Source organism: Oceanibacterium hippocampi (genome assembly GCF_900172325.1).
Taxonomy (GTDB): domain Bacteria; phylum Pseudomonadota; class Alphaproteobacteria; order Sneathiellales; family Sneathiellaceae; genus Oceanibacterium; species Oceanibacterium hippocampi.
On sequence record NZ_FWFR01000006.1, the window covers coordinates 86838 to 103799 of the forward strand.

22 protein-coding genes and 1 tRNA gene are annotated in these 16962 nt (G+C 68.3%); 15 read left to right on the forward strand and 8 right to left on the reverse strand.

Annotated features, from left to right (window positions below; all coding sequences use genetic code 11):
- Positions 1-7 precede the first annotated feature (7 nt).
- The 3 genes from erpA to OCH7691_RS21510 all read left to right on the forward strand — a co-directional run bounded on the left by erpA (position 8) and on the right by OCH7691_RS21510 (position 1673).
- Positions 8-364 carry an iron-sulfur cluster insertion protein ErpA gene (gene erpA / locus OCH7691_RS21500; protein WP_085885675.1) on the forward strand — a complete coding sequence of 119 codons (357 nt, stop codon included), beginning with the start codon at positions 8-10 and terminating at the stop codon, positions 362-364.
- 111 nt (positions 365-475) lie between these two features.
- Positions 476-1243: an exodeoxyribonuclease III gene (gene xth / locus OCH7691_RS21505; RefSeq protein WP_085885676.1), complete on the forward strand. Its 768-nt coding sequence runs from the start codon at positions 476-478 to the stop codon at positions 1241-1243.
- A 10-nt stretch (positions 1244-1253) separates the two neighbouring features.
- Positions 1254-1673, forward strand: a complete 420-nt coding sequence (locus OCH7691_RS21510) for a GFA family protein (RefSeq protein WP_085885677.1) — start codon at positions 1254-1256, stop codon at positions 1671-1673.
- Positions 1674-1703: 30 nt separating this feature from the next.
- Here OCH7691_RS21510 and ilvD read toward each other — a convergent pair whose 3' ends face one another.
- The 5 genes from ilvD to OCH7691_RS21535 form a co-directional block, all read right to left on the reverse strand.
- Positions 1704-3428 carry a dihydroxy-acid dehydratase gene (gene ilvD / locus OCH7691_RS21515; RefSeq protein WP_085885678.1) on the reverse strand — a complete coding sequence of 575 codons (1725 nt, stop codon included), beginning with the start codon at positions 3426-3428 and terminating at the stop codon, positions 1704-1706.
- 73 nt (positions 3429-3501) lie between these two features.
- Positions 3502-6153, reverse strand: a complete 2652-nt coding sequence (locus tag OCH7691_RS21520; protein WP_085885679.1) for a valine--tRNA ligase — start codon at positions 6151-6153, stop codon at positions 3502-3504.
- 87 nt (positions 6154-6240) lie between these two features.
- The gene (locus OCH7691_RS21525) at positions 6241-6951 is read right to left on the reverse strand and encodes a DUF2497 domain-containing protein (RefSeq protein WP_139839843.1); all 711 of its coding nucleotides are present in this window, start codon (positions 6949-6951) and stop codon (positions 6241-6243) included.
- A 130-nt stretch (positions 6952-7081) separates the two neighbouring features.
- On the reverse strand, positions 7082-8467 hold the full coding sequence (locus OCH7691_RS21530; RefSeq protein ID WP_085885681.1) for a TolC family outer membrane protein: 1386 nt from the start codon (positions 8465-8467) through the stop codon (positions 7082-7084).
- Between the two features lie 180 nt (positions 8468-8647).
- Entirely contained in the window at positions 8648-9301 is a 654-nt protein-coding gene (locus OCH7691_RS21535; protein ID WP_085885682.1) for a protein-L-isoaspartate O-methyltransferase family protein, read from the reverse strand.
- A gap of 195 nt (positions 9302-9496) precedes the next feature.
- On the opposite strand from OCH7691_RS21535, the gene OCH7691_RS21540 reads away from it, so the two are divergent.
- Positions 9497-9570 (forward strand) — tRNA-Cys (locus OCH7691_RS21540).
- Positions 9571-9605: 35 nt separating this feature from the next.
- Here OCH7691_RS21540 and OCH7691_RS21545 read toward each other — a convergent pair.
- Both OCH7691_RS21545 and OCH7691_RS21550 read right to left on the reverse strand, forming a co-directional pair.
- Positions 9606-10715, reverse strand: a complete 1110-nt coding sequence (locus OCH7691_RS21545; protein ID WP_085885683.1) for a tyrosine-type recombinase/integrase — start codon at positions 10713-10715, stop codon at positions 9606-9608.
- Positions 10712-10951, reverse strand: a complete 240-nt coding sequence (locus OCH7691_RS21550) for a helix-turn-helix transcriptional regulator (RefSeq protein WP_085885684.1) — start codon at positions 10949-10951, stop codon at positions 10712-10714. Before OCH7691_RS21550 ends, OCH7691_RS21545 begins: the two co-directional genes overlap by 4 nt.
- 265 nt (positions 10952-11216) lie before the next feature.
- On the opposite strand from OCH7691_RS21550, the gene OCH7691_RS21555 reads away from it, so the two are divergent.
- Positions 11217-11852 carry a hypothetical protein gene (locus OCH7691_RS21555; protein WP_139839844.1) on the forward strand — a complete coding sequence of 212 codons (636 nt, stop codon included), beginning with the start codon at positions 11217-11219 and terminating at the stop codon, positions 11850-11852.
- Positions 11853-11858: 6 nt separating this feature from the next.
- Here OCH7691_RS21555 and OCH7691_RS21560 read toward each other — a convergent pair whose 3' ends face one another.
- A complete protein-coding gene (locus OCH7691_RS21560) occupies positions 11859-12551 on the reverse strand; it encodes a helix-turn-helix domain-containing protein (protein ID WP_085885686.1) in 693 nt (230 codons plus the stop codon).
- Between the two features lie 87 nt (positions 12552-12638).
- Here OCH7691_RS21560 and OCH7691_RS21565 point away from each other — a divergent pair, with 87 nt between their 5' ends.
- The 10 genes from OCH7691_RS21565 to OCH7691_RS21610 all read left to right on the forward strand — a co-directional run bounded on the left by OCH7691_RS21565 (position 12639) and on the right by OCH7691_RS21610 (position 16955).
- A complete protein-coding gene (locus tag OCH7691_RS21565; RefSeq protein ID WP_085885687.1) occupies positions 12639-12854 on the forward strand; it encodes a hypothetical protein in 216 nt (71 codons plus the stop codon).
- An 82-nt stretch (positions 12855-12936) separates the two neighbouring features.
- On the forward strand, positions 12937-13449 hold the full coding sequence (locus OCH7691_RS21570) for a hypothetical protein (RefSeq protein WP_139839845.1): 513 nt from the start codon (positions 12937-12939) through the stop codon (positions 13447-13449).
- A complete protein-coding gene (locus OCH7691_RS21575; protein WP_085885689.1) occupies positions 13446-13784 on the forward strand; it encodes a hypothetical protein in 339 nt (112 codons plus the stop codon). Before OCH7691_RS21570 ends, OCH7691_RS21575 begins: the two co-directional genes overlap by 4 nt.
- Positions 13781-14365, forward strand: a complete 585-nt coding sequence (locus tag OCH7691_RS21580) for a hypothetical protein (protein ID WP_085885690.1) — start codon at positions 13781-13783, stop codon at positions 14363-14365. The genes OCH7691_RS21575 and OCH7691_RS21580 overlap by 4 nt, the downstream gene beginning before the upstream one ends.
- Positions 14358-14711 carry a hypothetical protein gene (locus OCH7691_RS21585; protein WP_085885691.1) on the forward strand — a complete coding sequence of 118 codons (354 nt, stop codon included), beginning with the start codon at positions 14358-14360 and terminating at the stop codon, positions 14709-14711. The genes OCH7691_RS21580 and OCH7691_RS21585 overlap by 8 nt, the downstream gene beginning before the upstream one ends.
- The gene (locus OCH7691_RS21590; RefSeq protein ID WP_085885692.1) at positions 14708-15205 is read left to right on the forward strand and encodes a hypothetical protein; all 498 of its coding nucleotides are present in this window, start codon (positions 14708-14710) and stop codon (positions 15203-15205) included. The genes OCH7691_RS21585 and OCH7691_RS21590 overlap by 4 nt, the downstream gene beginning before the upstream one ends.
- On the forward strand, positions 15202-16035 hold the full coding sequence (locus OCH7691_RS21595) for a DUF6551 family protein (protein WP_085885693.1): 834 nt from the start codon (positions 15202-15204) through the stop codon (positions 16033-16035). Before OCH7691_RS21590 ends, OCH7691_RS21595 begins: the two co-directional genes overlap by 4 nt.
- Entirely contained in the window at positions 16032-16304 is a 273-nt protein-coding gene (locus tag OCH7691_RS21600) for a hypothetical protein (RefSeq protein ID WP_085885694.1), read from the forward strand. Before OCH7691_RS21595 ends, OCH7691_RS21600 begins: the two co-directional genes overlap by 4 nt.
- Complete coding sequence (locus tag OCH7691_RS21605; protein WP_085885695.1) at positions 16295-16516, forward strand: hypothetical protein; 222 nt, start codon at positions 16295-16297, stop codon at positions 16514-16516. The genes OCH7691_RS21600 and OCH7691_RS21605 overlap by 10 nt, the downstream gene beginning before the upstream one ends.
- A gap of 82 nt (positions 16517-16598) precedes the next feature.
- Complete coding sequence (locus OCH7691_RS21610) at positions 16599-16955, forward strand: DUF2312 domain-containing protein (RefSeq protein WP_245826631.1); 357 nt, start codon at positions 16599-16601, stop codon at positions 16953-16955.
- The last annotated feature ends 7 nt before the right edge of the window (positions 16956-16962 follow it).

Here is a 16962-nt window from a genome sequence, read left to right on the forward strand (position 1 = left end):
TAGCCAGATGAGTGACAACGGGCCAACGGGGATCGACATCCCGGTCAGCGTCTCGGCGCGCGCCGCCCGGCGTATCGCGGCCATTCTCGCCGCCGACGAGACGACGGACGCGAAACTGCGGGTCGCCGTGCAGGGCGGCGGCTGTTCCGGCTTCCAGTATGACTTCAGCATCGAGGCTACCCAGAACGCCGACGACCTGGCGATCGAGCGCGACGGCGTGACCGTCCTGGTCGACCCGATCTCGCTGATGTACCTGGCCGGATCGGAGATCGATTTCACCGAGGACCTGATCGGCGCCGCCTTCCGTATCCACAATCCGAACGCGACCGCGTCCTGCGGCTGCGGCTCCTCCTTCTCTATCTGATCCGCCGCTTCCGACGGCGCTACGCCGTGTAATCGACGGGCCGCCTGTGCTATCAGGATGGACGGTGCGCCGGCACCGATCGTCCGTTCTCCAGCAGATACAGCCTCAGCCATGAAAATCGCCACCTGGAACGTCAATTCGGTCAAGGCGCGGCTGGAGTTGCTGCTCGACTATCTCCGCGAGGAAGCCCCCGACGTCGTCTGCCTGCAGGAACTCAAGTGCCAGGACGCGGGTTTCCCGGCGCTGGAGATCGAGGATCAGGGCTACAACATCGCCGTGCATGGCCAGAAGAGCTACAACGGCGTCGCGATCCTGTCCAAGAGGCCGATCGAGGATGTCACGCGCGGCCTGCCCGGCGACGACAACGACGAACAGGCCCGCTACATCGAGGCGGTCATCGACGGAGTCCGTGTCGCCTCGATCTACCTGCCGAACGGCAACCCGGTGGACAGCCCGAAATTTCCCTACAAGCTTGCCTGGCTGGGTCGTCTGGAGGCCCATGTCCAAACGCTTCTCGCCTACGAGGAGCCGTTCGTCCTGGCCGGTGACTACAATGTCATCCCGCAGGATATCGATTGCTACGATCCCGAGCTCTGGGCCAAGGACGCGCTCGGCCGGCCGGAGACCCGCGCCGCCTTCCGGCGCATCCTCAATCTCGGCCTGACGGAAGCCTTCCGGACGCTGCACAAGCGGCACGACTATACCTTCTGGGACTACCAGCGGGGCGCCTGGGAACGCGACAACGGGCTCCGCATCGACCATCTGCTGCTGTCGCCGCAAGCGACCGACCGGCTGCTTGCCTGCGAGATCGACAAGCGGCCCCGGGCCAAGCCCCGGCCGTCCGACCACACGCCGATCTGGTGCGAACTTTCGGAATGAGCGGAACCGAATGAACAAAGCCGGGAAAATCGAGGGCGGCTGCCTTTGCGGAGCGATCCGCCTCGAGGCGTCGGCAGACGCGCTCGGCTCGAATGTCTGCCACTGCAGTCTATGTCGCCGGGCCCATTCGGCGCCGGCAGTGCCATGGGTGACCGTGCGGCGGGAAGGCTTCCGATTCACCCAGGGCGAAGCGAAGAGCTACCGCTCGACGCCCGGGGCGGTGCGGCGTTTCTGCGGCGATTGCGGACAGCAGCTCACCTTCGAACTCGCGCGCAATCCCGGCTGGATCGATGTCGCCGCCCTGGCGCTCGACGATCCGGAGGCCTTTCCGCCGGATCACCAGATCTATCTCGCCAACAAGCTCGGCTGGATGGAGCCGTTGCCCGGCATGACCGGCTACAAGGGACCGCGAACCGGCGAGGAAGACTAGCCTCCGCGCCGGCGCGTCAGTCCTGTCGGCTCAGATGTCCGCGTAGCAGCGGACCTCCGCCTTGCCGCCCGGATGGGTGACCGCGCCCTTGTGGGCCGGGCCGACGGTCTGGGCATATTTCCACAGCACGCCGGACTGGAAGTCGTTCTTGCGCGGCGTCCAGGCCTTGCGGCGATCGGCCAGTTCCGCGTCGGACAACTCGACCTCGAGCGTCCCCTTGACGGCGTCGATATGGATCATGTCGCCATCCTTGAGCAGGCCGATCGGGCCGCCCTCGGCGGCTTCCGGGCCGACATGGCCGATGCAGAAACCGCGGGTGCCGCCGGAGAACCGGCCATCGGTGATCAGCGCCACCTTCTCGCCCATGCCCTGGCCGTAGATGGCCGCCGTGGTCGACAGCATCTCGCGCATGCCCGGGCCGCCCTTCGGACCCTCGTAGCGGATGACGATGACGTCGCCTTCCTTGTAGTCACGGCGCTGCACCGCGTCGAAGGCGTCTTCCTCGCAATCGAAGACCCGGGCCGGGCCGGAATGCTGCTGGCGCGCCATGCCGGCTACCTTCACGATCGCGCCGTCCGGGGCAAGGTTGCCCTTCAGGCCGACGACGCCGCCGGTCGGCGTGATCGGATCGGTGATCGGGCGGATGACGTCCTGGTTGGTCGGGAAGACGACGTCGGCGAGATTCTCCGCGATCGTCTTGCCGGTCACGGTGATGCAGTCGCCGTGCAGGTAGCCGCCGTCGAGCAGCGTCTTCATCAGCACCTGCACGCCGCCGATCTCGAACATGTCCTTGGCGACGTAGCGGCCACCGGGCTTCAGGTCGGCGATATAGGGGGTGCGGCGGAAGATCTCGACCACGTCGTCGAGATCGAAATCGATGCCGGCCTCGTGGGCGATCGCCGGCAGATGCAGCCCGCCGTTGGTCGAACCGCCCGAGGCGGCGATGATGACGGCGGCATTCTCCAGCGCCTTGCGGGTCACGATATCGCGCGGCCGCAGGTTGCTGGCGATCAGGTTCATCACCTGCTGGCCGGAGGCGCGGGCATATTCGTCGCGGCTCTCGTAGGGCGCCGGCGCGCCGGCGGAACCCGGCAGCGCGAGGCCGATCGCCTCGGAGACGCAGGCCATCGTGTTGGCGGTGAACTGGCCGCCGCAGGACCCGGCCGACGGGCAGGCGACGCATTCCAGTTCGTGCAGGTCCTCGTCCGACATGTTGCCGGCGGCATGCTGGCCGACGCCCTCGAAGACATCGACGACGGTCACGTCCTTGCCGTGGAAGCGGCCGGGCAGGATCGAGCCGCCATACATGAAGATCGACGGCACGTTCAGGCGGACCATGGCCATCATCAGCCCGGGCAGCGACTTGTCGCAGCCGGCGAGGCCGACCATGGCGTCGTAGCAGTGGCCGCGCATCGTCAGTTCGACCGAATCGGCGATCACGTCACGGCTGACGAGGCTCGACTTCATCCCCTCGTGGCCCATGGCGATGCCGTCGGTCACGGTGATCGTGGTGAATTCGCGCGGCGTGCCGCTCGCCTCCTGCACCCCGACCTTGACCGACTGGGCCTGGCGGGCAAGCGAGATGTTGCAGGGCGCGGCCTCGTTCCAGGTGGTGACGACGCCGACGAAGGGCTGGGCGATCTCTTCCTCGGTCAGCCCCATCGCGTAATAGTAGGAACGATGCGGCGCGCGCGATGCGCCCACGGTCGTGTGCCGGCTCGGCAGCTTGGATTTGTCGAAAGTCTTGGCGTCCATCGTTCCCTCTCCTCCAGCGGCGCCCCGGGCGCCGGCTTCCATTCCCATTCCCTCGGTCTTCGCGGCCGGCCTGTCAGCCGCTGCCGGTGAGCCGGCCCAGTGCCTCGGCGAGCTTCGCGCGGGTCTGCTCGGCATCGCTCTTGCGCGCCCGTTCCGCCTCGACGATCTCGGCCGGCGCCCGGGACACGAACTTCTCGTTGCCGAGCTTCTTCTCCAGACCGGCGATCAGCCCGTCGCACTTGTCGATCTCGCGGGCAAGTCGGTCCCGCTCCTGCCCGATATCGATGACGTCGGCGAGCGGCAGAACCAGCGTCGCCTCGTCGACCACGGTCTGGATCGCACCCTTCGGCAGGGCCTCGTCGAAGCTCACGCCGGCGACCCGCGCGAGCCGGGCCAGCAACTCGCCAGTCCGCTCGAGCCTGGCCTTCGTCGCCGCCTCGGCGCCGTTCAGGATCAGCGGCACGCGGGCCCCCGGCGGCACGTTCATCTCGGTACGCACGGCGCGGATCCCGGTGATCATGCGGATCAGCCAGTCGATCTCGGCATCGGCCTCGGCATCGACCAGGTCGTCGCCCAGCACCGGCCAGTCGGCGAGCATCAGCAGGCCGTCACGCGACTGCCCCGGGCGCGCCCAGAGGGTCTCGGTGATGAACGGCATGAAGGGATGCATCAGCTTCAGCAGCTGGTCCAGCACCCAGCCCGCGGTCGCCCGCGTCTCGGCCTGGCCCGGGCCGCCGTCGCCCTGCAGCAGCGGCTTGGCGAGTTCCAGGTACCAGTCGCAGAAGGTACCCCAGGTGAAGCCGTAGATCGCCGCCGCGGCATCGTTGTAGCGATAGGCGGCAAGCGCCTCCTCGACCGACTTGCAGGCGGCGGCGAGCTGGCCGACGATCCAGCGGTTCAGGGTTTCGTTCAGGCCCGTGGGCACGAAGCCGGCCGGCGCGGCGCATTCGTTCATCTCGCAGAAGCGCGCGGCGTTCCAGAGCTTGGTGCCGAAATTCCGGTAGCCTTCGACGCGCTGCTCGGCGAGCTTGATGTCGCGGCCCTGGGCCTCCATGGCGATCAGGGTGAAACGGAGCGCGTCGGCGCCGTATTTCTCGATCAGTTCCAGCGGATCGATGACGTTGCCCTTCGACTTCGACATCTTCTGGCCCTGCTCGTCGCGAACCAGAGCGTGGATATAGACCGTGTCGAACGGGATCTCCTTCATGAAATGGAGACCCATCATCATCATCCGGGCGACCCAGAAGAAGATGATGTCGAAGCCGGTGACCAGCAGGCCGGTCGGGTAATAGCGCGCGACTTCCGGCGTCTCGTCCGGCCAGCCGAGGGTCGAGAACGGCCAGAGGGCGGAAGAGAACCAGGTGTCGAGAACGTCCTCCTCGCGCGTCAGTTCAACCGTCTTGCCGTAATGGGCCTCCGCGGCGGCCGTGGCCTCCTCCTCGCTCTCCTCGACGAAGATCGTGCCGTCCGGGCCGAACCAGGCCGGGATCTGGTGGCCCCACCAGAGCTGGCGCGACACGCACCAGGGCTGGATGTTGCGCATCCACTCGTAATAGGTGTTTTCCCACTGCTTCGGCACGAAACGGGTCCTGCCGCTCTCGACCGCCTCGATCGCCGGCCTGGCGAGCGTCTTGGCATCGACGAACCACTGGTCGGTCAGCCAGGGTTCGATGACGACGCCGGAACGGTCGCCGAACGGCACCATGTGGGTATGCGGCTCGATCCGGTCGAGGAAGCCTTCGGCCTCCATCGCCGCGACCACACGCTTGCGGGCCTCGAAACGGTCGAGGCCGCGATAGGCCTCGGGCACGTTCTCGTTCAGCGCCGCGTTCTCGTCGAAGATGTTGATGACCTCGAGATCCTGCCGGCGGCCGACCTCGAAATCGTTGAAGTCATGCGCCGGGGTGATCTTGACCGCGCCCGACCCCTGCTCCGGATCGGCATAGTCGTCGGCGACGATCGGAATCCGGCGACCGACCAGCGGCAGGATGCAGTGCTTGCCGATCAGCCCGGCATAGCGTTCGTCGTCCGGATGCACGGCGACGCCGGAATCGCCCAGCATGGTTTCCGGCCGGGTCGTCGCCACGGTGATGAAGCGGCCCGCCTCGCCCTCGACCGGGTAGCGGAAATACCACATGTTCCCGGCCGTCTCGCGCGATTCGACCTCGAGATCGGATATCGCCGTGTGCAGCTTCGGGTCCCAGTTGACCAGCCGCTTGTCGCGATAGACCAGGCCGTCCTTGTAGAGCTGGACGAAGACCTTGCGGACGGCGCGCGACAGCCCCTCGTCCATGGTGAAGCGTTCGCGCGACCAGTCGCAGGAGGCGCCGAGCCGGCGCAGCTGGCCGATGATCGTGCCGCCGGATTCGGCCTTCCAGTCCCAGACCTTCTCGACGAAGGCATCGCGGCCGAGATCCCGGCGCTTCTGGCCGGCCGCCTCGAGCTGGCGCTCGACCACCATCTGGGTCGCGATGCCGGCATGGTCGGTGCCGGGCTGCCAGAGCACGTCGTAGCCCTGCATGCGCCGGTAGCGGACGATCACATCCTGGAGCGTGTTGTTGAGCGCGTGCCCCATATGCAGGCTGCCGGTGACATTCGGCGGCGGAATGACGATCGCGTAGGGTTTCGCGTCCGGCCGCCGGCCGCAGGCGAAGGCGTTGGCGTCTTCCCAACGCTGATAGATGTCGCGCTCGACCTCGGACGGTCGATAAGTCTTGTCCAGCATTGCTGAACCTTCCTGATTATCACTTTTCAAGGAGCGGCCCGGGCATCGCTGCCGGTCCGCGTCTGGGCTCGCCCGCGCTGGCGGGACTTAGTCGCCGAGGGACTGATCGTTGTCCTCGGCGCGGCCTACGAGCTTCGCGACCTCGCGCTCGACGATGCGATTGACGATGCCCGGCAAATTCTCGTCGAGCCATTCCTTCAGCATCGGGCGCAGCAGGCCCTTGACCAGATCCTCGAGCGTCCGGTGCCCGGCACCGATCCCGACCCCGCGGGAAGCCGATACCACGCCGGAAAGCTCGGAAAACGCGCGTGCCGTCGTCTGCTGGGTCATCTGCGACAGCAATCCTTCGTCGATGGCCGTCTGCGGCCGTTGCAGCGGCTCGGGTTCCGGTTCCGGTTCCGGCTCGGGCGCCGCCGCGAACGGTTCCGGCTCCGGCTCGGGCTCGGGTTCCGGCTCGGGTTCGGGTTCGGGTTCCGGCTCGGGTTCCGGTTCGCTCTCGAACGCCAGATCGGTTTCGGGGAGGTCGGGTTCGGCCTCCGCCTCGGGTTCCGGCTCCGGTGTTTCGGCCAGCGACACGACCTCACCCTCGTCGGTGACCATGTCGGTCAGCTCGAGCACCTCATCGGCCGCCTCGGGTTCGGCTTCCTCGGCCGGCGCCTCGGGCTCGGCAGCTTCCGCCTCGGCCTTCTTCGGCGTCTCGCCCTCGCCTTCGCCCTCGCCGTCTTCGGAAATGATCCGGCGGATGGAAGCGAGGATCTCTTCCATGGTCGGTTCTTGCTGGGATTTCGCGTCGCTCATATTCGATATCCTGCCGTTATCAGGGCCGGATGCGCCTTGGCATCGTCACCCTAATGCAGCCAATAACCAATTACCAGAACGTAACCCGCCGGCAAAATCGGCGAGCGACCGCGTGTCGGAACGGCGAAGACTATTCCAGCCCGCCGTCGGTGCCGACCCACTTGTCACGGACTCGCTGGTAATTCGCCGTGGGATCGTAGCCTTCGACCGGCAGCCCGAGACGGGTCGCGGTCAGCCGGCCGATCGAGGACAGGACCTCGAAGGCGGCGACGTAGCGGTCCCGTTCGGCGCGCACCAGGGCAACCTGGGAATCGAGCAGTTCCTGCTCGGCGTCGAGCACGTCGAGGGTGGTCCGCGAGCCGACCTGGGCTTCCTGCTGGACGCCTTCGCGGGCGATCTCGTTGGCCTTCACCTGCTCGCTGTTGGCCTCGATCTGGGCAAGCGCGGTCTGCAGGCGCTGCCAGGCCTGGATGACGCCCTCGGTCACCTGGCGTTCGGCCTCGCTGATTTGCACCTTGCGCTGGCTGTTGACCTGGCGGCGCTGGCGAACCCGGCTGTACACCGAGCCGGACTGATAGAGCGGCACCGAGAGGCGGGCCAGAAGCTGCGCGGAATCGCTCTGCTCGGTCGACGAGGAGGCATCCAACAGATGACTGGCCTGGGCCTGCAGCGACAGCGTCGGCAGCAATTCGCCCGAGACCGTCCGGATATCGTGGCGCGAGGCTTCCTCGCTGAAGCGCGCGAAGACGACAGTCGGATTCTCGACCCGAGCGGCCTCGATCGCCTCGGCCTCGCTCGCCGGCAGCGGCGGCAAGGGCGGCGGCGGCTGCAGCTCGCCCGGCAGCTGGCCGACGATACGCTGGTAATTGGCCCGGCTGGCGATCAGGTTGCCCTCGGCCTGGACGCGATCGGACACCGCGCGCGAAAGCCGCGCCTCGGCCTGGACCACGTCGGTGCGGGTGATCTCGCCGACATCGAAGCGGTCGCGCGAGGCATCGAGCTGCTTGCTGATCACCGACTCGTTGTTGCGGGTCAGCTGCAGCACGGCCTGGTCGCGCAGCACGTTCATGTAGGCGGTCACGCCGAACAGCAGCACGTCCTGTTCGGTGCTGGTCAGCCGGGCGCGCCCGGCTTCCACCTGCGCCTCGGCCGCGCTGGTCGCGGAGACGGTCCGCCCGCCGCGGTAGAGCGGCTGGGAGACGGTCAGGTCGGCGGAGCGGGGAAACCGGGTATCCTCGCTGTAGCGACCGCTGAATGTGGAGCTGGATTCGACGCCTTCGGTACGAACGCCGGCGTCGGCCGAGACCACCACGGTCGGCCGCCAGCCGGACAGCGCCTGCGGGACGGTCTCGTCCGTGGCGCGCAGATTCGCCCGTTCGGCGGCGAGCGTGGGATTGTTCTGGTAGGTCAACACGAGGGCATCGGTAAGCGTCTCGGACTGTGCCGAGGCCCCGAATACCGTCATTGCCGCAATCGCCAGTCCGGGCAGCGCGACTGACCGTATCGCATTCCGCATGCCGAGTTCCTTGCCGCTATGGGAAACCCCAAGTAAGACGCGACATTCTTGGACGAAAACGCTGTCGGACTCAAGGTTTAGTATTGTGAAATCGCTCGACGCATGAACACCGGCACGGACGCGAACCGCTTTCGCCGACGCGCTCCCGCATGACGGGCCGGTCCGCGATGCCGGGCCCGGTCAGAAGGTGAAGGCCGGCTCGCGGCGGAATTCCGGCAGGACCGGCACCGAGGCGTCGAACAGCACCCGGCGGTCGATCTGATCGCCGTGACGGAGATAGACCACCGCAGCGCCGGCATGGGCGCCCTCCACCGTGACCAGGCGACCGCCATCGGCGAGCTGGTCGAACAGCGCGTCGGGAAGGGTCTCGACCGAGCCGTTGATGAAGATCACGTTGTAGGGCGCGTCGGCGGCATAGCCCTCGGCGAGCGGCGCAACGACGACGGTGGCGTTGCTGACCTCGAGTTCGGAAAGCCGCTCGGTCGCCTTCTCGGCCAGCCCCGCGTCGCTTTCGATCGCAACCACGGCGCCGGCCAGCGCGCCGAGTACGGCGGCCGGATAGCCGGTGCCGACACCGAGCGCGAGGACGAGATCGTCGTCGGTGACGCCGGCCTCCTGCAGCAGGCGGGCGAACACCATCGGCTCCATCAGGATGCGGCCGGGCGCGATCTCCAGATCCTCGTCGACATAGGCGACGCTCTGCCGCGCCTTCGGCACGAAGCGCTCGCGCGGCATCCGCCCGAGAACGTCCAGAATGCGCTCGTCGGTCACCTTGTTGGGCTGCACCTGGCTCACGATCATGGCGCGGCGCGCGGCGGCGAATTCGTCGCTCATGCGAATGCTCTCTCATCCGGTTGGCTAACGTTCGCCGGGTTATAGCCCGCGCCCCCCGCGCTTGCAATCCGGCTCTGGGCGGTGACGTGCGACGCGGGCCGGCTTGCGGCGTGCCCGGGCGGCCGCCGGCTGCTCTATTGACGCCCGCCGGCAAGGGCCATATACAGCCTACCTGCTCACCGCAGACGGTCCGGTGGCCTGGTGGCGGAGTGGTGACGCAGCGGACTGCAAATCCGTGTACACCGGTTCGATTCCGGTCCAGGCCTCCACCACCTTCGCAACTTATTGATTTTATTGCGCGAATTCAGAAATGGTCCCACTCGTCGCCGGAAGTGGGACCTTTGCTGTTCCGATTCCGTTCGTCCTCGAGGCGGACGACGGCGGCGGAGGCGAGCTTCTTCTGACGGGCGCCGCGGGTGTATCGCGTGACCTCCTTCGAGGTCCGGTGGCCGGTCCAGGCCTTGATTTCCTCCTCCGAGCAGCCGGCCTCGGCCAGCCTCGCGGCGGCCGCCTTGCGGAGCCCGTGAGCCGAGCAGTGCGGCAGGCCGGCCTCGTCGCAGCGCCGGCGAAACCAATTGCCGAAGCCGTTGGCGGTGAAGGGCTTGCCGAACCCGGTCACGAGGAAGGCAAGATCGCCGGTCGGCGAGGCGTCAATGACGGCCTGCAGCTCCGGCAGGACCGGCAACGAGAGGGTCACCGGGGCGCGGTTCCGGCCCTTGAACTGGGTCAACGTCAGCCAGCCGGCACGAACATGCTGACGGCCCATGCGGACCACGTCGCTCTTGCGCTGCGCGGTGTAGAGGAACAGCGCGAGGGCCAGCCGCGCCTTCGTCCCGACCGGGTGCGCCCGTTCGAAGCGCTCGACCTCCTCGATCGACCATGAATGGTAACCCTGGCTGCCGCTTCGCAGCAGCGGCACGTCGGCAGCGGGGTTCCGTTCGATCCTGTCCGGCTCGGCCTCGACCGCCCAGGCGAAGACGACGCGCAGCGCCTTGACGATGGCATTGGCCGCCTCGACCTTGTCCGCGCGTTCGTCGCGGAGCTTGCGGACGTGACGCGGCGCCATGGCCGCCAGGGGCTTGTGACCGTGCTTCTCGCAAAGCCGATCGAGGATCCGCCGTCGGGCGGCCTGGGTCGACGGCGCCAGCGCCCGGAATTCCGGCGAGGACTGGTAGCCGACGACGAACCAGCGGAGCGAGCCCGTGGCGCCGCGCCGGTGATCGATCGCCTCAGCCGATGCGCTGGGCGCGCCGTCGCGGGCCGCATGATAGGCGGCCATGAAGGCGTCGGAACCGAAGACATCGGGCAATCGAACCTTCGGCCATGGCCGCCGCCGGAAGTAATAGCGGACCTGGCCGGTCCTGCTGACGTCACGGACGACGAAGGGAAGATGAAGGCGGACCACGTCGCTCATTCCGGATCGTCCCAGGGATTGCGCTCATCGTCGCCTGGCAGCGCGGAGAAGGCAAGGTCGACCGCCTGGCGGTCCCACACGACGCGGCCGCCGACGCGCTTCGGCTTCGGCATCAAGCCGCTCTCGACCCATTTCGAGTAGGTGTTGGGCGAGACCCCGACATAGGCGGCGGCGAGCTCGCGCGACAGGCCGCGCGGAACGAGCGACAGGGCCGGGATCTCGCGCCGGGCGGTCATGACCAGACCGCCGTGTCAGCCCATCCGGCCGCCGTCGAGGTGGCGACCCGCCTTTCGCCCGTCATGTCGATGTCTCCGTGCAGGTTGCCGGGTTTTGCCATCAATTGGGAATGTACTGGTAGATTTTTTACTCAGTCAATAGGATTTGTACTTTTTTTCATCCACTAAGGGAGAACACGCAAAACCAGCCTCCGTCAACATGATCGACGTCAGAGGATGTGCTCACTAGGCTATGTGGAACGCTATGCGCGAAGGGGGCACAACGATGGCTGATAAAGGCAGTGCTGATGGCGGATTGATCGCGCGGCGGGCGACCGTCGGCGACGAGTACGAAATCGTCTATCGCGGCTCCAAGGGCGCGATGTCGAGGCGCGGCATCACCGTGCAGCGGTTCGAGGGCAAGAAGGGCGACATCGAGCTCAAGGCGATATGCCACATGCGCCACGCGACCCGGACGTTCCTGGTTTCGGGAATCGTCGAATTGACCGACCTGAAAACCGGCGAGGTCACCGACAACCCGGCGCTGATCCAGGCATTGTTCACCGGCGACCTGACCGGCGACGCGCTGCGTGACCACGGCGACATGCTGACGCTGCTCGCGGCCCTGGCCCGGTGCGAAAGCCCGCCGGACGCGCCGACCCTGACGGTGATCGGCGACTGCCTGGCGGAGTGGGTCGGGGAACTCGAGCTCGACCGGGGCCGGGTCGAGCGTCACATCAAGGGGCTCGAACCGGATGGTGCGGGCGTGCAGGCGCTGGTCAGCGGGCTCGGCGACTGGCCTGTCCGGCGGCTCGCCGCCCTGCTGCGGGCGGCGGAACGGGTCATCCGGGCAAGCGGCGCGGACGGACCCGACAAGCGGACCTTCTTCCTGGAGGCGATGCGCCGTTCGGCCGGGCTCTGAGCGGCCTCAAAAACGGCGGATCATCCCGACGACGCGCCCGATCACGCGAACGTCGCCGGCGACCCGGTCGTATGGCGGGTGGTTCCGGTTGTCCGACAGAACGCGCATCGTCGGCGGATCGGAGTGCGGCACGAATTCGAGGCGCTTGCAGACGACGCCGAAACCGTCCCACAAGGCGAAAATGCCGGGCGGCGCGGGCCAGCGATCGGCCAGGTTCAGTATGACCCGGTCGCCGGGGCTGAGCGTCGGCGCCATCGAATCGCCGACGATCTGGATGATGCGTCCGGCCCGCTGCGCCATGCGGAGTTCGGACCGCAGGAAGTCATCGGGCATAGACCAGCGCCCGGTAACCGAATCGGCGATCATGTCATCGTCCTGATCGGTTATTTCATACGGGAGTAAACCGCCACCGCCTTCCATGCCGCCCCGAACATCCACTTCGGGGATCGAAGCGCTCGGGATGCCGTCGCCGCCTCGGGGCGTTGGCGGGAGGTCGCTGATGAGCTCCTGCATATCCCAACCGACCGCCTTTGCCAGGGCCTGCAAGGTGTCGTGCCGGGGGTGCTGGGACCGCCCGGCGAGGATGCTCTTGACGGCGCCCTCATTGAGGCCAGCCAAACGCGCCAGGCCGCGCTGCGAGAGCTTTCGCTGCCGCATGACTCGCTGAAGATTTCGCTTCAAAGGGGTTTCGTCTGTCATGGGGTCGAAAAATCCCACAACAGCAGAATAATTGCCTGATTGAAAAATCTACTTGCGTTGGGCAATTTTTTTTGCGGTGATTGACCCATGAGCACCCGGAAATTCATCCTTCAGGCCGTGGACGGCTATCTCCGACAAACGGGAATGTCCGAGCGGCAATTCTCGATGGCCGCTGTCCGCGACCCCAAGTTCGTCCGACGCCTGCGCGGCGATTACGGCGTAACGCTCACCACGATCGAGCGGGCCGAGGCCTTCATCCGGCAGCATCCGGACGGCTGCGCCGAAAAGGGGCCGTCAGCATGACCCGCCCTGCCCTTATCGCCCGCGCGCCGCGCCCGGTCACCGGAACGGTTGTGCCGTTTTTCCCGTCATGCGGGTGCCGGCCATGAGCGCCGAGATCGGGCGGCCGTTCGGGCGAGCGTCCTATCTTGGCCTCAAGGCGGCGATGCGCCGGCTGGTCCGCCTCTGCGGCGGGCTTGAATCGGCGGCTATGGTCACGCGGGTCGGAAAGACCGAGCTGGGCCGCTACCAGAACCCGAACGAGGCGCTGTTCGCGCCGGCGGACGTGATCGCCGACCTGGAGGCCGATGCCGGCGAGGCGCCGGTGACACGGGCGCTGGCGCGAATGGCCGGGCTCTGCGTCTTCCAGCTGCCGCCGGCCGATTCCGACCCGACCTTCGTGGCCCACCTGGGCGCCACCGCCAAGGAATGCGGGGAAGCGATCTCGCGCACTGCCGAAGCGATCGGCGAATGCGGGACGATCACGGCGGCGCGGATCCGGGACATGGAGCTGCACCGGGAGATCGCCGAGGCGCACGAGGCGCTGGCCGCGCTCGACGCGGCGCTGACCGCCGTCGAGACGGCCGCCGCAGACGCAGAAGACGGGAGGACCGAATGACCACGACAAAGACGCTGATCCCCGAATGGCTCGACGGCCTGTTCCTGATCGGTCAGGAGCGCCGGCGACAGGTCGAGGGCGGAGCGGTCGCCAACGGTACGGTCGAACGACATCACGGCGTCATTTCGATCGCTCTGGACGACAGCGCCTGGGAGGGCCGCTCACGGCTCCGGACGCTGCAGGTCGCGGCGGCGCTGATCGCAGGCGAGCTGGATCGCGTCATCGGTATGGCGCGCAACGCCGGCGAAAGCCTGCCGGCCGACGTGCTGGTCAACCCGCCGGTGAAGCCGCACCGCCGGCACCGGCCGGGCGACGGCGCGGAGGCGGGGCAATGAGCGCCGGGGCCCACTGCGCCGCGCTCGGTGACGACGTCTCCTACGACTTCGTCCGGATCACCTATCCGCGCGCGCGGAAAGCCTACGACTGTCGCGAGTGCGCGACGGGTGTCCTGCCGGGCGCGGTATACGAGAAGACCGTCTACCGCTGCCCGGATTATCACCTGCCCGGCGAGATCGAGACGGTCCGGGTCTGCGGATCCTGCTGCGCCCGTCGCCGCGCCGCGACGGAGCTCGTCGACGACGAGGATTGCTGGCCGATCGAGGGCGAGCTCGACGACTACATCGTCCATCACATCACCGACCGGGTCGCCTTCGAGGCGCTGGCGAAGCGATACCTCGCCCAGATCGAGGCGGGCGACTGGAACAGGCCGGGGGTGGCACAAAACCGGGTGATCGCCGAGCGCGAACGGTCGGATGCCGGGGAGATAATGGCCCTGGCACTCGAGTCGATTGCCAAGGGATTGGCCCGGCACCCGGAACTCCTTGCCGACGGGGAACTGGCCGGGGTGGTCACGCGGGACCGCGACGCCGCCAACACCTGGCGCGCCTTCGCCGTCGCGGGAGGCGCCGATGCCTGATCTCGACCCGCCGGAATTCGCGGCGCCGCCGGACGACATCCTGCGGATCGGCGCGCAGGTCGCCCGGATCGCCCTCGGCCTGCTTCTCGCATGGGTGGCGGCGATCGGGCTCGCCTGGTACGTGCTCGACCGGATCGCCGCCGCACCGCTTCCCGGCGCCGCATACGACAACCCGATCGCCGCTGACCGGCCGGCGATCGGCCCTCCCCTTGCGCCAGCCGGTCAAGCCTCCCTGTATCACTGCGCGGGCGGAGGTCTCGGCCTTTCCACGGCTGATGACGACGCAACTCCGCCCGCGGCTTCTTCGTGCAGGGGGGCCCTGCCCGGCTCCGAGGCCGTTCGATGAGGGCCCGCCGGACCTGGACGGCGGAGGAGGACGCGCAACTCCGCGCGCTGTCCGAAGCGGGGCACCGCTCCGATTTCATCGCGCGGCGGCTCGATCGCACCGCGCGGGCGGTCAACCAGCGACGCATCGCGATCGGCCTCGCCGAAAGCCATGCCCGCTGGACCCGCGAGGACATCGCGACACTCCGCGACGGGCTGTCCCGCGGATCCTCACTCGCCGCGCTCTCGCGGGCGCTCGGCCGGCCGGAATCGGTGATCGTGCGGCGCTGCCGTCTGCTCGCGCTGCGCCTGCCGGCGCGATCCGTGCCGGCCACCGCCGCGCCGGTCCCGCCGGCGCCGGTGCCGGCGCCGAGAACGGTCGCGGCCGATCCCTGGCCGCCGCATGCCCGGTTCGACATCGAATCGAAGTACCACCCGCGGATCGCCGAACTGATCGCCCGCGGGCTCTCCTCGGCCGACGCGGCGCGCGCCGCCTGGGCGGAGGATCACCCATGACCGCGCCGGTCGCCAGTTCGGCCGATCCGGGGCCCGAGCCGGTGCTGGACTGGCTGCCGCTCGACCGGCTGGTGGTCGACGACCGTTACCAGCGCGACGCGAGCCGGACGGGAAGCCGCGGGATCATCAACAAGATCTGCCGGGAGTTCCGCTGGCGGGCCTTCCAGCCGCCGACCGTGGCGCCGCTCGGCGACGGGACCTTCGCCATCATCGACGGCCAGCACCGGGTCGAGGCGGCGCGCAAGCATCCGCTGATCGACCGGGTGCCCTGCTACGTCGTCGAGGCGGACGACCTCGCCGACCAGGCCGACGGCTTCGTGCGCATCAATGCCGACCGCCGGCAGGTGCCGGGCACGGTGCTGCACCAGGCGCGCGCGCGGGCCGGCGACGGCGACGCGCTGCAGCTGGAGAAGGTCTGCCACGCCGCCGGGGTGCGGATCGCCCGCTATCGCCCGGCGCACGGCTGCGAGCCGGCCGAGACGGTCGCCGTCGGTTCGATCCGCAAGCTGATCTTCAATTACGGCGAGGCGCCGGTGCGCGAGGCGCTGGAAACCATCCGCGCGGCGCACCCGGAGACCCGCGACGCGCTGCGCGCGCCGCTGATCAAGGCGCTGGCCGTTTTCCACGCGAGCTACCGCCGCGCCGACGGCTTCGACCGGGAACGGCTGATCCGCGTCGTCGGCGAACAGTCGCCGCTCGACCTGGTCGAGACCGGCCGGACCTCCAAGAAGATGTTCGGCGGATCCGCCTCGGCGGCGATCGTCGCGGCGCTCCGCCATGCCTACAACCGCAATCTCGGCGCCGCGAAGCGCCTGCCGGAAGCGCCATGAACGCGATCACGAACGGGCAGATGTTCGAGCTGATGCGGCTCTGGCGCGATCTCGGCGGCGCCGGGTCGATGGCCGAGCGCGGGCTGGCGGACGCGGCGCTGTCGGCGCTGGTCCAGCACGGGCTGGTCGAACGCCACGCCGGCAAGGCGCCCGGGCGCGTCGTCTTCATCATCACGCGGGCCGGACAATGGGCGGCGAGCCACTGGTACAGCACCACCGCGGCCGGGCTGATGAACCGGACGGTCGCGGAGGTCGACGGATGCGCGTGACGCCGCACCGGGGCGGGCTCGGCCGGGGCGTCAGCGTCCCGCCGCGGCGGCTGGCGGCCGGACGGCCGGCACCGGCCGCGACCTGCCAGTTCATCGCCGGCGACCCGCGCCACGACCCGACACGGTGCGGCGCGCCGGTCAAGCCGGGCTCGTCCTGGTGCCCGGACCATCACGCGCGCTGCCACCGGCCACCGGAGGAGGACGAAGAATGATGCGTCGGCCCGATTTCATCATCGGCGGCGAGACTGTCGGCCGGGGTTGCGACTGAGGCCGTTTCACAACGGGGGACTAGCGATGCCGAGAAAGAAGGTAGCGCCGGCCATGCCGGCGAGTGACGCGCCGGCGGCCGGGCACAACGCCGCGGCCGACGACATCCGGAGCTATGTCGAGCGGGTCGAGCGGCTGGAGGAGGAGAAGAAGGAGCTCGCCGGGGACATCAAGGAGGTGTTCGCGGAGGCCAAGGGTCGCGGCTACTCGGCGAAGATCCTGCGCCAGGTGATCCGGCTGCGCAAGCTCGACCGGCACGACCGCGAGGCGCAGATCGCCGAGCTGCAGATCTACTGGGAGGCGGTGCACGACCTGCCGCTGTTCGCGGCGGCCGATGCCCGTCCGCGACCGGCCGCCGTGCCGCCCGGCGCGACCGTCAACTGAGGGGCCG

Bases quoted from the DNA above. Each gene is read 5' to 3' on its own strand.
- OCH7691_RS21535 (WP_085885682.1), bottom strand. From the start codon at position 9,301: ATGAGCGACGAATTCGCCGCCGCGCGCCGCGCCATGATCGTGAGCCAG.
- OCH7691_RS21585 (WP_085885691.1), top strand. From the start codon at position 14,358: ATGCCTGATCTCGACCCGCCGGAATTCGCGGCGCCGCCGGACGACATC.
- OCH7691_RS21560 (WP_085885686.1), bottom strand. From the start codon at position 12,551: ATGACAGACGAAACCCCTTTGAAGCGAAATCTTCAGCGAGTCATGCGG.
- OCH7691_RS21580 (WP_085885690.1), top strand. From the start codon at position 13,781: ATGAGCGCCGGGGCCCACTGCGCCGCGCTCGGTGACGACGTCTCCTAC.
- OCH7691_RS21545 (WP_085885683.1), bottom strand. From the start codon at position 10,715: ATGAGCGACGTGGTCCGCCTTCATCTTCCCTTCGTCGTCCGTGACGTC.
- OCH7691_RS21600 (WP_085885694.1), top strand. From the start codon at position 16,032: ATGAACGCGATCACGAACGGGCAGATGTTCGAGCTGATGCGGCTCTGG.
- erpA (WP_085885675.1), top strand. From the start codon at position 8: ATGAGTGACAACGGGCCAACGGGGATCGACATCCCGGTCAGCGTCTCG.
- xth (WP_085885676.1), top strand. From the start codon at position 476: ATGAAAATCGCCACCTGGAACGTCAATTCGGTCAAGGCGCGGCTGGAG.
- OCH7691_RS21555 (WP_139839844.1), top strand. From the start codon at position 11,217: ATGGCTGATAAAGGCAGTGCTGATGGCGGATTGATCGCGCGGCGGGCG.
- OCH7691_RS21525 (WP_139839843.1), bottom strand. From the start codon at position 6,951: ATGAGCGACGCGAAATCCCAGCAAGAACCGACCATGGAAGAGATCCTC.
- OCH7691_RS21595 (WP_085885693.1), top strand. From the start codon at position 15,202: ATGACCGCGCCGGTCGCCAGTTCGGCCGATCCGGGGCCCGAGCCGGTG.
- ilvD (WP_085885678.1), bottom strand. From the start codon at position 3,428: ATGGACGCCAAGACTTTCGACAAATCCAAGCTGCCGAGCCGGCACACG.
- OCH7691_RS21605 (WP_085885695.1), top strand. From the start codon at position 16,295: ATGCGCGTGACGCCGCACCGGGGCGGGCTCGGCCGGGGCGTCAGCGTC.
- OCH7691_RS21590 (WP_085885692.1), top strand. From the start codon at position 14,708: ATGAGGGCCCGCCGGACCTGGACGGCGGAGGAGGACGCGCAACTCCGC.
- OCH7691_RS21550 (WP_085885684.1), bottom strand. From the start codon at position 10,951: ATGACCGCCCGGCGCGAGATCCCGGCCCTGTCGCTCGTTCCGCGCGGC.
- OCH7691_RS21570 (WP_139839845.1), top strand. From the start codon at position 12,937: ATGAGCGCCGAGATCGGGCGGCCGTTCGGGCGAGCGTCCTATCTTGGC.
- OCH7691_RS21520 (WP_085885679.1), bottom strand. From the start codon at position 6,153: ATGCTGGACAAGACTTATCGACCGTCCGAGGTCGAGCGCGACATCTAT.
- OCH7691_RS21565 (WP_085885687.1), top strand. From the start codon at position 12,639: ATGAGCACCCGGAAATTCATCCTTCAGGCCGTGGACGGCTATCTCCGA.
- OCH7691_RS21575 (WP_085885689.1), top strand. From the start codon at position 13,446: ATGACCACGACAAAGACGCTGATCCCCGAATGGCTCGACGGCCTGTTC.
- OCH7691_RS21530 (WP_085885681.1), bottom strand. From the start codon at position 8,467: ATGCGGAATGCGATACGGTCAGTCGCGCTGCCCGGACTGGCGATTGCG.
- OCH7691_RS21610 (WP_245826631.1), top strand. From the start codon at position 16,599: ATGCCGAGAAAGAAGGTAGCGCCGGCCATGCCGGCGAGTGACGCGCCG.
- OCH7691_RS21510 (WP_085885677.1), top strand. From the start codon at position 1,254: ATGAACAAAGCCGGGAAAATCGAGGGCGGCTGCCTTTGCGGAGCGATC.